12 protein-coding genes and 2 pseudogenes are annotated in these 14,213 nt (G+C 33.9%); 3 read left to right on the top strand and 11 right to left on the bottom strand.

Translation table 11 applies throughout. The features are described from left to right. Positions 1–115: 115 nt before the first annotated feature. A pseudogene (locus tag B5E95_RS01830) lies at positions 116–976 on the top strand (aspartate kinase); the annotation flags it as partial. Positions 977–1,371: 395 nt separating this feature from the next. On the opposite strand, the gene B5E95_RS01825 reads toward B5E95_RS01830, so the two are convergent. From B5E95_RS01825 to B5E95_RS01780, 10 genes and pseudogenes are all read right to left on the bottom strand, one after another. After that, positions 1,372–2,028, bottom strand: coding sequence for a putative quinol monooxygenase (locus B5E95_RS01825; protein ID WP_087235471.1), 657 nt, complete (start codon positions 2,026–2,028; stop codon positions 1,372–1,374). Between the two features lie 165 nt (positions 2,029–2,193). After that, positions 2,194–2,739 carry a hypothetical protein gene (locus B5E95_RS01820; protein ID WP_087235470.1) on the bottom strand — a complete coding sequence of 182 codons (546 nt, stop codon included), beginning with the start codon at positions 2,737–2,739 and terminating at the stop codon, positions 2,194–2,196. Between the two features lie 68 nt (positions 2,740–2,807). Then, a complete protein-coding gene (locus B5E95_RS01815) occupies positions 2,808–3,413 on the bottom strand; it encodes a LysR family transcriptional regulator substrate-binding protein (RefSeq protein ID WP_087235469.1) in 606 nt (201 codons plus the stop codon). Positions 3,414–3,415: 2 nt separating this feature from the next. After that, a complete protein-coding gene (locus B5E95_RS10680) occupies positions 3,416–3,577 on the bottom strand; it encodes a hypothetical protein (protein ID WP_087176048.1) in 162 nt (53 codons plus the stop codon). Between the two features lie 18 nt (positions 3,578–3,595). Beyond that, positions 3,596–4,762 (bottom strand): GNAT family N-acetyltransferase, encoded by a 1,167-nt coding sequence (locus B5E95_RS01805; protein WP_087235468.1) that lies wholly within the window; start codon positions 4,760–4,762, stop codon positions 3,596–3,598. A 127-nt stretch (positions 4,763–4,889) separates the two neighbouring features. Continuing rightward, complete coding sequence (gene citX, locus B5E95_RS01800) at positions 4,890–5,426, bottom strand: citrate lyase holo-[acyl-carrier protein] synthase (protein ID WP_025005957.1); 537 nt, start codon at positions 5,424–5,426, stop codon at positions 4,890–4,892. Positions 5,427–5,442: 16 nt separating this feature from the next. Beyond that, a pseudogene (locus B5E95_RS01795) lies at positions 5,443–6,313 on the bottom strand (amino acid kinase family protein). Position 6,314: 1 nt separating this feature from the next. Beyond that, positions 6,315–7,355 carry an ornithine carbamoyltransferase gene (gene argF, locus B5E95_RS01790; protein ID WP_087235467.1) on the bottom strand — a complete coding sequence of 347 codons (1,041 nt, stop codon included), beginning with the start codon at positions 7,353–7,355 and terminating at the stop codon, positions 6,315–6,317. An 11-nt stretch (positions 7,356–7,366) separates the two neighbouring features. Then, positions 7,367–8,596 carry an arginine deiminase gene (arcA, locus tag B5E95_RS01785; RefSeq protein WP_087235466.1) on the bottom strand — a complete coding sequence of 410 codons (1,230 nt, stop codon included), beginning with the start codon at positions 8,594–8,596 and terminating at the stop codon, positions 7,367–7,369. A gap of 68 nt (positions 8,597–8,664) precedes the next feature. Next, on the bottom strand, positions 8,665–9,519 hold the full coding sequence (locus B5E95_RS01780) for a LysR family transcriptional regulator (RefSeq protein ID WP_087176044.1): 855 nt from the start codon (positions 9,517–9,519) through the stop codon (positions 8,665–8,667). A 125-nt stretch (positions 9,520–9,644) separates the two neighbouring features. Between B5E95_RS01780 and B5E95_RS01775 the strand changes: the two genes are divergently transcribed. Then, positions 9,645–11,918, top strand: a complete 2,274-nt coding sequence (locus tag B5E95_RS01775) for an HAD-IC family P-type ATPase (protein WP_087235465.1) — start codon at positions 9,645–9,647, stop codon at positions 11,916–11,918. 64 nt (positions 11,919–11,982) lie between these two features. Here the strand turns inward: B5E95_RS01775 and B5E95_RS01770 are convergent, their stop codons facing one another. Continuing rightward, positions 11,983–12,483, bottom strand: coding sequence for an SLAP domain-containing protein (locus tag B5E95_RS01770; RefSeq protein WP_087235464.1), 501 nt, complete (start codon positions 12,481–12,483; stop codon positions 11,983–11,985). Between the two features lie 150 nt (positions 12,484–12,633). Here B5E95_RS01770 and cls point away from each other — a divergent pair, with 150 nt between their 5' ends. Then, positions 12,634–14,124, top strand: coding sequence for a cardiolipin synthase (gene cls / locus B5E95_RS01765; protein WP_087176042.1), 1,491 nt, complete (start codon positions 12,634–12,636; stop codon positions 14,122–14,124). Positions 14,125–14,213 lie beyond the last annotated feature (89 nt).

Here is a 14,213-nt window from a genome sequence, read left to right as displayed (position 1 = left end):
AAAGAGTCCATTTTGACCTCGTTTCTAAATGTTGTGTGGTAACTACATTCTATCAAACAGGTCCGAATGGACTTTTTATTTTTTATCAAGTGTTCAATTTAATTTTACAATCGGCGAAAGAATTAAATTAAATAAAGACGAGCGAATTATTTTCCCAGGTTTTTATGGTATTACTCCGTCAGCACATATTGCCACATTTTCACGGGGAGGTTCTGACATTACTGGTGCCATTCTAGCTCGTGGATTTAATGCAGATTTATACGAAAACTTTACTGATGTTGATGCCATTTTCTCCGCAAATCCTAATATCATTGACCATCCTAAGCCTATTAAAAAAATGACCTACCAGGAAATGCGAGAATTATCATATGCCGGTTTTTCCGTTTTTCATGACGAAGCTTTGATTCCTGCCATTCAAGGAGAAATTCCAGTTAACGTTAAAAATACAAATGCTCCAGAAAAGCCCGGTACTTTAATTGTACCAGAAGAAGGATTCACAGCTAAAAAGACGATAACCGGCATCGCTGGTGGCAAAAATTTTGCAGCTCTTTATTTAAGAAAATACATGTTGAATAAAGGCGCTGGTTTTACTCTAAAATTAATGGAAATCTTTAATCGACACCACGTCTCTTACGAACATATGCCCTCTGGGATTGATGATTTAACTGTAATTTTTAAGAAGGATGCATTAAATGACCAATTAATTGACGTGATTTGCAATGAAATTCAAACTAGTTTGAATCCAGATCAAATGCAGTGGATTGATGATTATGCTATTACAATGGTCGTTGGTGAAGGGATGAAAGATAAACTAACCCTTTGTGCCAGTCTTCTTTATCCTCTTGGTAAAAAAGATATTTCTATTCAAATGATTAACCAAGGTGCATCACAAATTTCAATTATGATTGGCACTAGACGTAAAGATGAAGAAGCAGTTATTAAAACCATTTACGAAAACTTTATCGCTGAAGATTAGTTTACATAATCATGATTACGTAATTGTATATCAACTTTAAACAAAAAAGCCAATCATTTACTTTTAGTAAATAGATTGACTTCGGGAATAGCATTAGACTTGACTCTAATACAATTTTACTTGGTAAGTTTAATTTTGCATAGTCCTATTCTTAATCATTCTATTAATTTTTCAATATAAATTCTTAAGATTTGATTGTTACATTATAGATAACTTATTGAAAGGAAAATAATATTGATTAAATTAATAATTATTGCAGCTACTTTGGCAACTGCAGGGATTATGGCTATTAGTTCTACATTAGTTAATAAACCTCTTCCCGTTAAAATAAGAAATCATAATAATCGTAGATAATTTAAAAGCAAGCTATTTCAATCAAATAACTTGCTTTTTTGTTATGGTCTATAAAAAATTTCTCCCTGATCTACTATACAGTCAGGCTTAAGCAAATGTAGTCCCTTACTTTCTACGGAATACTTAGTAGCTTCAAGATACTTTTTAAAATGCTTGGTCTTTAGATGCTTTTCATATGCTTCTTCAGTCCGGTATACCTCTAGTGAAAACCATTCATTAGGTTGATTCATAATAGTACCGGCAATCATAGCCAAAATTCCATCTTCTTTTTCAACCGCAGTTTTCATTTCTTTCATTACCGCATTGGCAAATTCATCACCTTTGCCCAATTGTACACCAATTTCGGTTAAATAAACCACGTAATCATTGTCGTGCGTAACAGCTAAATTTTCAGGTTTAGTTGAGATAAATTCAGGATATAATTCAACTTTAACTTGACTAGTCACAATATCTTTCAGATTATGTTCAAATTGTTGAACCTGACTTGTATCTTCGTGTTGTTGATAAGCAGCATCATCTTGGTAGCTTTCGATCAAGTAGTTCTTATATTCTTTTTGATCTTCATGACCACTCTGCATAAACAAGGCATGATCGGCATTTAACATATACTCTTCTACTTTTTGAGTATAATTTTCATGATTTTTTGGATCTATTTCTAATCTAAATAAATTTAAAACAGGTGCTTTTTCTAATTTCATTTTTCTTTCCTACCAATTTTAATTTTTATTGATATTATATGCTATTTTCACAAAAAAGTGACTACCAAAACTAACTTAACATAATTTATTTAATTTGAAGTAAAATACCATTAAAAAATGCTTCAAATCTTTTCGTGATCGAAGCATTTTCTTATTATTCAAATTTTACAAATGATAGTCTACTTTTTTAAACTTATAATTTTTCATTTGTTTAGCTAATTTTTTGCTTCTGTAGTAATTACCACCATCATATCTGCTTGAATATAGCAAAACATTATGTTTTTTACCATTAATTTTTTGCGGCATTACTCTATAAAGGCTCCAATTTTCAAAACTAATCCATGGATTAATTTCATAAAATAGATGATTTTTCATCTTAGTCGTTTGGCCCGACATCCAATTTTTAGTTACATGATCAAAATCGGTTTGATTTTGGATATTACCATTAAAGTAATCACTAATAATCGATTTATCTTGAGTGTAAATAATTTTTCCATTAACCGTATGTGCAGTAAAAGTAATTTTTCTACCATTATGAGCGTTACGGTCATATGAATACCATGTACCTTGCATCTTTTTAGGCACTGTAATAATTGCTCCATTACCATAAGTATTATCAGTGGCATTTACATGAGTTGTTAATACACTCAAGCCTAAAGCCAATACCATTGCAGATAAAGGCAATAACTTTCTTGTTAGCATAAAAATCATCTCCAGTTGTAAAATTATGGATTCGCTTTCATTATTAATTCTACAGTATTTTGTTACTTAAAGATAGATTAATATACTTTTTGAACTAATGAAATGAAATCTTTAATTTTGGCATCTTCATTTGTATAGAAGGCTGCGATTTTTTGCCGCATTTGTTGTCCATTAGACAATAAAAATAATTGCTGCAAAGTATCATTACTGATCAAACCAGCAGTCGCTTCATTCATCAAGAAATATCCTGATCCAGAGGCTACTAATAATGCTGCTTCTTCTACAGAATTTGAAGCAATAAATGGACTTTGAATCTGATAAATATCCTTAAATAAATGAAGTTCTGCGGCCTCTTCTTCTGGTTTAGCGACAATAAAACAAGTTAAATCGACTAAATCATCTTTATTAATCATCTGGATACCGCTAGGATAACTACCCTTCTGTAGAATAGCCATGACAGCTTTTTGACCTAAGATTTGTGAATTAAAATCAACCTGTTCATCCCGCAGATCATTAATTGCTAAATCAACATCTTGCTCAGCTAGTTTATCAAAGACTTCATCATGTCCCATACCAATTAGACTAATTTTTATATCAGGATATTTTTGCGTAAACTGGTCTACAACTCGATCTAAATCTTTTCTACCAAGCTGGTTAAAATATGCTATTTTTAATGTTTTCATAGTTAATCTTCATCCAAGGGAGCATGACCTTCGTCAGCTATCTGCTTTTTATCTTTTCTAATTTGGTACTTATTGAGCATGATCAGCAGCGAAATAACCACATTTATCCCACTAATCACTACGCTTAAAAATTTTAGTAATCTAACTTTCTTTTGCTTACTCATTTTTAATGCCTTCTTTCCTTAAAAATAATCATAAAATGAAACTTTGCCTTTTACAAAATCTAACTTTTTAATACGATAATTTGTTATTAGACCCAATTCAATAGCAGCCTTTAAAGTTAAACGGCCTAAAAGAACTTGGGTCCATGCGGTGATTGGCCCAGAAAAATCAACTAATTCATTTTCTTTACGCTCACACGTAACTTCACGATTGTGATTATTCAATTGCCAAACGCCAATATTCCAAGGACATTGATCATCATAATTAACTTCAATGTTAAAAGTACCTTCTTGCAGTGGCCGCATGCATGACAAAACTTTTTGAAAATCAATAATTCTACTCATCATATATGGATGAAGTTGAATGTCTAATTCATTCTGTTCTGGGAAAAGCTCGGCCAATAATGATTTCTCAGGTAGCATCATACAAAACTCTTTAACTGAACCTATATGAGATGCCATAAAGCCTAATATGCTTGATAATCCTTGAGGGGTAATTGAATATAATTCATCTGCCATAAAGCAATTATCAACTATCCGATAAATCAAGTAACTCATTGGACGACCGGCATTATCAAAATAAACCGCAATATCTCGATGATGGTAGTAACTATCTAATCTATTCCACCACCAAGCTTCTCTAATAATAGTATTTCTCTCGTCATCAGTATGTAATTGACGTTCATATAACTGAATTACGCCATTTTGAACAATCAAATCACCCCATTTTCCGCGAATCACCTTACCCTTACGAGGTAATTTAAAGGAAGCTAAAGCATCCCCAGAAAAGCGATATTCTTTTTGATAAATACTATTGCTAAAGCCATAATGACGATAAAAATCTTCTGAAAAAGGAGCTAAATTTGCCACCGGAATTTTATTTTCATGCAAATCATGAATAACTTCTTCCATTAATTTAGAAATATGGCCCCGTTCTCTACATTCAGGATAGGATGATACATAGCCAATCCCAGCTATTGGAACATGATGACCAAATATTTCACCCTTAAATTGATTTACCATCATATAACTAGTCAATTTTCCTTGATCAAAATATCCATATCCATCACTATGATCATACCGACTCATAAAATTGGCATCTGTAGTTAAATCAGAATCTTTTAAAAAAGCGTATTCAATCAATGAAGCAATTTGTTTTAAATTGTCTTGGTTTTTCTTTAATTTCATAATTTTCCTTATAAAAATATACTGTCTTAATAATCTTACTTATATTTTAGATCATTTTATGTGTTTTTCGTTAGCTTTTCTTAAGATTTAGATGAAAAAACGGGATGAATATACCTGTCATCCCGTTTTACTTATTTACATACTTTGTATATAAACTAGAAATATACTTTTGCATTTCCTGTACTGAATGTCGACGTGATCGTGCACATTCTTTAGCAGGACGATCACATAAGTAGCAACGGCGACTTGCATAATTTAATTCTTTACGTGAAATCGCAGGTCTGCCTTTAACTAGTACGTCGGCATCGAATAATCGACCAACCGAACTATTCTCTTCAAATGAAATAGTCGATAATTTAACCTTCTTGCTAGATTCCTGCAAAATATAAAAATTTTCACATCCAGCATCAATATTCAATGCTTTTACCAATCGATAATTATAATTTTTATCCTGCCACTCTTTTTCTAATTGCTTGATTCCATAATTAAACAGTTCAATCAAATATTGATTATTCTTAATTGGACCCGGAATATTTAAATTAATATCAACTAACGTAGTATCGGGATATTTTTGAAAAATCTTTTGTTGTAAAGCTACACGATAATCCTTTGCAGCTAACACTTGAGCAATATCTTGCGGATTTCCTTCTTGAAAAATATTCATTATTATCTCACCGCAATTAATTATAAACGATTGTACCTACTCCATCATCAAGTTTACTTGCATTTCTTAAAGAAGTAATGATTGCAGTATTTCCTGTTTTCTCTACGAAATTAATGACAGCTTCAATTTTAGGTTTCATGCTACCTGCTGCAAATTGACCAGCTTCTAGATACTTCTTTAGTTGATCTACCTTTACTTTTCCAATAGGAGCTTGATCCGGCTAATTATAGTTCACATAAGCATTATCAACAGTAGTCAAAATAACTAACTCATCTGCTTGAATATCTTCAGCTAATTTTGCGGCACTAAAATCTTTATCAATTACTCCTGCTACCCCTTGCAAATTATTATCCTTTATTACTACAGGGATGCCGCCACCTCCCGCAGCAATTGGGACAAATTTACTCTTCAGTAAAGTATCAATAACTGGTGCATTAATAATCTTGACGGGCTTTGGGGATGAAACTACTTGCCGGTAACCTCGACCTGCATCTTGCTTATAACTATATTCAGGATGATAGATTTTTTGTTTCTGCATTTCATTAAAAGTATAAAACGGGCCAATTGGCTTAGTAGAATTCTTGAAAGCCGGATCATTAGCATCAACTATTATCTGATTGCATCCAATAACCAATACTGCCTTGAGTCATTGCGACTACGGTATCAAGTGGCATTGCAGGATTATCTTTGCTAGAGCCTTTATATTGCTGCAAAAGCAAATTACCAACTTGTGGTCCATTACCATGAACAATCGCTACTTGATCTCCCTTTTCAATCATTTTAGCAACGACTTTTATTGTCTTTTCCACTTGCTTTTCTTGAGCAGCTGCACTATTATCACCTGCTTGAATAGCATTGCCACCCAAAGCTACAACTATTCTTTTCATTTTATTTACTTCCTTCATTAACTGATGGAATAAATAAATTACCTAAAGTAGCGGCCATTATTGCTTTGATAGAATGCAATCTATTTTCCGCTTCAGTAAATTGCCAAGCGTATTGAGAGTTAAAGACTTCATCAGTAACTTCCATTTCACTTAAACCATACTTTTCATAAATTTCTTCGCCAACTTTAGTAGTGCGATCGTGAAATGCTGGTAAACAGTGCATAAAGATCAATTGATCATCTGGAGTTCCCGTCATTTGCATCATTTTCATTGTGACCGTATAAGGCTTTAATAACTTAATTCTCTCGCTCCAGTCATTTTCACCCATTGATACCCAGACATCAGTGTAAATAATATTGGCTCCTTTAACGCCTTTTTCAATGTCATCAGTAATCAAATTCTTAGAACCAGAATCTTGGGCAAAATCCTGCGCAATCTTTTGTACATCTGGATGAGTAAACAAAGGCTTTGGCGTAACTATGTGGACGTTAACTCCCAACATACTTCCAGCTACTAAAAGACTGTCGGCAACGTTATCGCGGCCATCTCCTACATAAGCTAAAGTAAGCCCCTTTAGGTGACCAAACTTTTCTTTAATGGTCATAAAGTCGGCTAACATTTGCGTTGGGTGCCATTTATCGGTCAATCCGTTCCAGACAGGTACACCAGAATACTTGGCCAGGTCTTCTACATCCTTTTGAGCAAAGCCACGATATTCAATACCATCAAACATACTGCCCAAAACTTTTGCAGTATCTTCAATGCTTTCTTTTTTACCTAAGTGAATTTCACCAGCACCCATATATTCAGGATTTACGCCTAAGTCATTGCAAGCAACAACAAAGGCTGAGCGCGTTCTTGTTGAAGATTTTTCAAATAAAAGAGCTATATTCTTGCCCTTTAAATATTCGTGAGGAATATTTTCTTTCTTTAGTTCCTTTAAATGAAGTGCAAAATCAATTAAGTAATTAATCTCTGCTGGAGTATAATCCTTGCATTTTAATAAACTTCTACCTTGAAAAACGTTTTGTAAATATTTCATTTTTCTGCCTCTTACAAATCTTCACGAACAAGTGGACATGACATGCATCTTGGTCCTCCGCGACCACGAGAAAGCTCACTTGAATGAATCTTATGAACTAAAATGCCATGTTTTCTTAACAAATCATTTGATACATAATTACGATCATAAGTAACGACTTCACCTGGTGCAATAGCCAAGGTATTTGAGACGTCATCCCATTGTTCACGAGCAGCCGCAATCGGATCACCATTGCCAGTCAGAATTAAGTCAATCTCTGATACGTGTAAGTATTTCTTTAAAACTTTAACCAAATCATTTTCTGGCGTAATTTTAACCTCACCATGATCGTCTTGCTCTAAAACATAAATATCAATTTTCCCTGCTTTATCTAAAATAAAAGGATGAACGGTGAATTGATCATAATTAATCATTGTAAAGACCGTGTCTAAGTGCATCATAGCATGATTGTGCGGTATTTTGATTGCTAAAATTGTGTCATAACTAGAATGACCAAAAAGACTATGAGCAAGATCGGTAATGGCAGCTGCTGAAGTTCTTTGAGAAATACCAATCGCTAAAACATGATTGTTCAAAACTAATTCATCGCCGCCCTCTAAGCGCCCATGAGTATAACGATCTCGCCAGACAGGAATATTGGCATCTTTAAATTTGGGATGATGCTTCAATATAGCTTCCATAAATAAAGATTCACGTCTTCTAGCTCTAAATGTCATCCTATTAATAGTTATGCCATTAGCAATTGCCGCTTGTTGATCACGGGTAAAATATACATTTGGCATCGGATCTAAGTAAAATGGATAATCTGGATCTTCAGCTAGATCGGCTAATGAAGGTGTTATATTTTGTATTTCATTTTTTCTAATTCCAGCAATTATCTGTTTAACCATGTCATTTACTGGCAAGGCCATTAAATAATCCATTAACAGTTGATGTAATGGATCTTCTTTTTTGATGTTAGATTCTTCTAATAATTGATCTACAAATTTCGTGCGGACATCTTTATTAGTCAAAGATTGTGCTAATAAATCTTCTAAATAAACGACATGAACTCCCTGTTTTTCCAAAGTATGGGCAAAATAATCATGTTCTTTTTGTGCAATTTTCAAATACGGAATATCAGCAATTAACATCCGATTTAAAATATCCGGTGAAAGATTTTCTAATTCTTTTCCTGGTCGATGTAACATAACTGTTTTCAATTTGCCAATTTCGGAATAAACATGAATTAAGTCAGTCATTATATCGTCTCCTGAAATTATGTATTCGCTTACAATAATTAAGGATCAATTAGTTACAAGTTACAATCTTAAAGGCTTAAAGCATCAATTATTCTTTTCATTAATGGCGTAACCTTTTGATCTTTACGCCATGCTAATTGTAAATGTGTTATCCAGTTACTATGCTTAATCGGAATAAGATCACCAGGAGCATATGTAGAGGCAATGGATTCCGGAACAAGAGCCACTCCCATTTTTCGTTTAGCCCAGGTGATCGCTGTTCTGGAATCATCACATTTAACAGCATAAAACGGTTTAATTCCATGATGAGCAAAAGTTTGATTAAAAATCTCTTCAAATCGCCGGTAGATAATAAGAGGCTGCTCATTTAAATCTTTAATTCTTAATTCCGTTTTATCCTTAAATTTAGGATCAACAGTAACTGCCATCATTCTTTCTGTAGTTAAAGTTTTCGCCTTTAAACCGTTACGATTATAGGGAGTACGAACAATACCTAAATCGATTGTTTTCTTTTCCAATTTATCGATAATACCAAAAGTATTGTCCTCATAAATATCAAAGTTAATTTCAGGATAAAATTCAGTTAAGGCTTGAAAATTCTTCATAGGAATAAGACCAGTTGATGAAGAAGCCATTCCAATTGCAACTGTGCCTAATTCGCCAGAAATGGTCTTGTGGACCTGATTCTTAGCACTTTCAGATAGCGATAAGATTTCACTAGCATAGCTCTGTAAAATTTGTCCCGCATCCGTTAATTCGATACCATGAGCAGTCCGCTTGAATAATTGTGCTCCCAATTCTTTTTCCAATTGCTTTAATTGATAACTTAACGGTGGTTGCGCAATATAAAGTCTTTTAGCCGCAGACGTGATTTGTTTTTCTTCGGCTACTACTAAAAAGTAACGTAATTGTTTAATATTCATTGATCTATCCTTTTTATTTTGGTTACAGGTCTTATTAAAATTTTTTATATCTTATATTTTAATTTAGTATTTTCATCTCCACAACATATGTGCTACTTTATTAAGGTAGATTTGGAGGGAATAAAATGTCTGAAAAATTTCACGGCTTAACTCAAGCCGAAGCAGAAAAACGACTTAAAGAAGATGGTCTAAACGAAGTTCCTGAACCTGAATACAACTTCTTTAAGGAATTTTTATCAAAATTATGGAATCTCTCTGCTTGGATTCTTGAAGGTGCATTAATCCTTGAATGTATCCTCGGCAAGTGGATTCAATCATTATTTGTTTTATTCATGCTTCTTTTTGCAGCTTTTAACGGTGCATCAAAGAAGAAGCAATCACGACGGGTATTAAATACCATCTCACACGAATTAACGCCTAAAGTTGCTGTAGAGCGTGATGGTAAGTGGATTAAAATTGACTCTAAGCAATTGGTTAAAGGCGATTTAATTTCACTTCAACGTGGGGATGTTTTAGCTGCTGACGTAAAAATAGTTAGTGGCAACATTGCCTGTGACGAAAGTTCAATTACTGGTGAATCTAAAGCTGTTAAAAAGAATATCGATGATACAGCTTATGCTGGTACCACTGTAGTTGAGGGCGACGGCTTAGCAATCGTTACTGCAACTGGTAAGGATTCTAGAAGTGGTAAAACCATTAATTTGATTAACAACTCAGCTGCACCTGGTCACTTGCAACAACTTTTAACAAAGATTATCTACTACCTTTGCTTACTCGATGGTGTACTTACCTTAGTTATCATCATTGCTTCATTCTTTAAGGGTGGCAATTTCGATACCTTTATTAATATGTTGCCATTCTTGGCTATGATGTTTATTGCTTCAATTCCTGTTGCCATGCCATCAACTTTTGCATTATCCAACTCATTTGAAGCAACTCGCTTAAGTAAAGAAGGCGTCTTAACTGCCGATTTAACCGGTATTCAAGATGCGGCTAACTTAAACTTACTTTTACTTGATAAGACCGGTACAATCACTGAAAATAAAACAGCCGTTGCTAGCTGGAGCGATTTAAGTGATTTACCTGATCAAGACGTTTTAGTTTTAGCTGGTAGTGCAACCGACAAACGTAATGCAGGTATTATTGATATTGCTATTGATGAATACTTAAAAGAAAATGGCATCCCTGTCATGGACGTTGATCACTTCACCCCATTTACTTCTGACACCGGTTATTCTATGGCAGAAGTTGATGGTCATAACGTTAAGTTAGGTTCATTTAAGCAACTTTCCTTAATCGATAAAAATGCTAATGAAGTGGTCGAAGGTATTAACTTTAAGGCTGGACGTTCAGTTGCTGTGTTGATCGATGATAAGCTTGCAGGAGTCTTTATCTTACAAGATAAGGTAAGAAAAGATTCCAAGGCTGCTTTGGCAGAACTTAAAAAGCGTGGCGTACGTCCAATTATGTTAACTGGTGATAACCAAAGAACGGCTGCAGCTGTCGCTGAACAAGTTGATTTAACTGGTAATGTTATCTCTATTCATGACTTCGATGAAAGCACTGATGTTGGTGAATTAGCTGGTATCGCCGATGTTTTGCCTGAAGACAAACTTAAAATGGTTAAATTCTTCCAAGAAAAAGGCTACATCGTTGGTATGACTGGTGATGGTGTTAACGATTCTCCTGCTTTAAAGCAAGCTGAAGTTGGTATTGCTGTTTCTAACGCTGCCGATGTTGCTAAACGTTCAAGTAAGATGGTACTTCTGGATGACGGCTTAAGTTCTATTGTTAAGATTCTTGATGCGGGTCACCGTGTATACCAAAGAATGACTACTTGGTCACTTACTAAACTCGCTAGAACTGCCGAATTAACTATGCTTTTAACCTTTGGTTACCTCTTCTTCAACTATATTCCAATGGCATTAAACGCAATGGTTATTTATACAGTTATGAATAATATGGTAACTATGATGATCGGTACTGACCGGACTCATATTACTTACAAGCCTGAAAACTGGAATATGGCAAGATTAGCTAAAATTGCATTTTCACTTGCTGCAGGTTGGACAATTATCGGTTTCACATTTGTCAGCTACCTAAACTTACATGGCTGGAGTCATAATTCAATTTCTACCATGGTTTATGTTTACTTAGTTCTTAGTGCAATGCTAATTGTATTGATTACTAGAACTCGTAAATACTTCTGGCAAGATTATCCATCTAAATTAGTTGGTATCGTCCAAATTGCTGACGTCGCATTAACATTTATTTTAGCCTTGTGTGGCTTGGCAATGGCTCAAATTAGTTGGCAAAACTTATTAATTACGGTTGTAGTGGCATTGGTTGCTGCAGTCATTATTGATTTGATTTACCAACCTGTAATGAAAAATAGATAATTATAAAATATAAAAAAAGCACTCTGATTACTACATTGTAGTTTCAGAGTGCTTTTTATTTTGACTAATAATTAGAAACTGTAGTCAAGACGTTTAAAGCTTTAACATATTCGCCATCGGCAATTTTAATAAATGGCTTTTCATTAATTTCTTTATGACCTAAGTAATTAACCTTAGCGCCACGCTTCAAAAACTTGCCTGGAATTTTTTCGCCCTTCTCATCATAAATAAAGGAAGGCTTCTTAATTCTATTAACTACCTTTATAGTGGACTTCATATATGGCAAGAATGCTTCTTCTTTAACAAATCTATTCTTACGAATCTTTACATAAGTATCACCATTAATTATCTTTATAGCACGTACTTTGTAAAGTTTTCCCTTTCTCAGATGTCCAACTTTAACACCATGCTTATTATAAACAGTAGCATTTCTAGTTAGATTTAATCTTTTACCTTGTCTAACTGGATTGGTAATGGCTGCGTCAACACTTTGTGTAGTTGCTACGCCCAATCCAATAACTGCCAACATTATACCTGCAACAGAAATAATTTGCTTTCTCATCATAATCCACCCCCGTAGTGTTTATACCATTTTTCACCTTTATTTTATCAAAAATAATTCAATTAGAAGCATTTTTTACTCAACTGTTTTATAACTATTTCTTTAATTCTGCTAAAATTATCTATAACACTACTTACAAGGGAGTAATTACTTATGATTTTAACTTGGGATATAATTCGTAGAACTATTGAAGTACTATGGATTATTAACATTGCATTCGCTGTTTGGACGGTTTTTAGAAGTCGTCGCAGTGTTGTTGCAACTTGGGCATGGATGCTGGTATTAACTGTTTTGCCAGGTATTGGCTTTATTCTCTATCTCTTCTTTGGACGTCAGCTTTCACATGATGAAATTTTTGCTATTCAAGAAGAACAGAAAAAGGTGCAAAGACATTATTTAGCTGAACAGCGCAATATGCTTAAAGAACATGATCTTTTGCCTGAAAAAGAACGACTTCCACGGGTAAGAATGCTTTCAGAATTAAATCTTAACAATGATGATGCAATTTTAACTTTTGACAATCAAGTTAAGGTTTTTACCTCTGGGCCAGAGCTTTTTGATCAAATGATCCTTGATATTAAAAATGCTAAAAAATCTATTAGTTTGGAATTTTATACTTTTTATTCTGATCAATTGGGCAAGCGAGTTTTAAAGGCTCTAGAAGCGGCTGCAGCTAATGGTGCTAAAGTACGGGTGATTTATGATACTTCTGGATCACGTGGCACTAAGCCTGCTTTTTTTGACCATCTGCGTGAATTAGGTGGTGAGGCTCAACCATTCATTTCTACTTCCAAAAAGCACTGGTTTACTACACCTCGACTTAATTATCATTTGCATAGAAAATTGGTCATTATTGATCACCACATTGGTTATATTGGCGGATTTAATATTGGAGATCAATATGTTAATAAATCACCCAAATTTGGTCATTGGCGCGATACTCACTTGCGCGTAATTGGACAATCACCTATTTTAATGGAAGTCCGTTTTGCAATGGATTGGAACACTTCAATCAGAAGAACTAATTTACCTAAATTTGAATTAAAAGAACTCAAATCATTTAGAGTTAACCGCAAGGACATTAATGATAGTAAGAATGTAGCAATGCAGATTGTTTCCTCAGGTCCCGACAACCAACACTATGGAATTAGGCGAGGCTACCAGGGAATCATTGCAGGAGCCAAAAAATATATCTATATTCAAACGCCTTATTTAATTCCTGAAGAATCAATTCTTGAAGCTTTAATTATTGCTGCTAATAGTGGAATTGATGTGCGAATTATGATCCCATGTATGCCTGATCACCCATTTGTTTACCGAGCTACGGAATATTATGCTAAATACTTAGTAGCTCACAATGTTAAAGTTTATAAATATAATGATGGCTTTATTCATGCTAAAACGATGGTGAGTGGCTCTAATATTTCTTCAGTTGGTTCTGCCAATCAAGACTTCCGGAGTTATACATTAAACTTCGAAGTAAATTCATTCAATTATAATCCTGCCCTAACTCAAGAATTAAAAGAAATTTTTGAAAAAGACTTAGATAAATGTACTCTTTTAACTAATGAATACTTCGCCAAACAGTCTTCATGGTTAAAATTCAAACAATACTTTTCAAGATTATTATCACCTATTTTTTAAAACGAAAAATCCTTTATCAGTATATATGATAAGGGATTTTGTTTTCTAAATAATGCAGTTTTATTTCTTTACTTATTTTTTATAGGCTA

Source organism: Lactobacillus gallinarum, assembly GCF_002160635.1.
Classification (GTDB): domain Bacteria; phylum Bacillota; class Bacilli; order Lactobacillales; family Lactobacillaceae; genus Lactobacillus; species Lactobacillus gallinarum.
Note: the sequence above shows the minus strand (reverse complement) of the source record. Positions and strands in the feature narration are given on the sequence as shown.

Coding starts and splice junctions, on each gene's coding strand:
- B5E95_RS01820 (WP_087235470.1), bottom strand. CDS start 2,739: ATGATTTTTATGCTAACAAGAAAGTTATTGCCTTTATCTGCAATGGTA.
- cls (WP_087176042.1), top strand. CDS start 12,634: ATGATTTTAACTTGGGATATAATTCGTAGAACTATTGAAGTACTATGG.
- arcA (WP_087235466.1), bottom strand. CDS start 8,596: ATGACTGACTTAATTCATGTTTATTCCGAAATTGGCAAATTGAAAACA.
- B5E95_RS01815 (WP_087235469.1), bottom strand. CDS start 3,413: ATGAAAACATTAAAAATAGCATATTTTAACCAGCTTGGTAGAAAAGAT.
- B5E95_RS01770 (WP_087235464.1), bottom strand. CDS start 12,483: ATGATGAGAAAGCAAATTATTTCTGTTGCAGGTATAATGTTGGCAGTT.
- B5E95_RS01805 (WP_087235468.1), bottom strand. CDS start 4,762: ATGAAATTAAAGAAAAACCAAGACAATTTAAAACAAATTGCTTCATTG.
- B5E95_RS01780 (WP_087176044.1), bottom strand. CDS start 9,519: ATGAATATTAAACAATTACGTTACTTTTTAGTAGTAGCCGAAGAAAAA.
- B5E95_RS01825 (WP_087235471.1), bottom strand. CDS start 2,028: ATGAAATTAGAAAAAGCACCTGTTTTAAATTTATTTAGATTAGAAATA.
- citX (WP_025005957.1), bottom strand. CDS start 5,426: ATGAATATTTTTCAAGAAGGAAATCCGCAAGATATTGCTCAAGTGTTA.
- B5E95_RS01775 (WP_087235465.1), top strand. CDS start 9,645: ATGTCTGAAAAATTTCACGGCTTAACTCAAGCCGAAGCAGAAAAACGA.
- argF (WP_087235467.1), bottom strand. CDS start 7,355: ATGAAATATTTACAAAACGTTTTTCAAGGTAGAAGTTTATTAAAATGC.
- B5E95_RS10680 (WP_087176048.1), bottom strand. CDS start 3,577: ATGAGTAAGCAAAAGAAAGTTAGATTACTAAAATTTTTAAGCGTAGTG.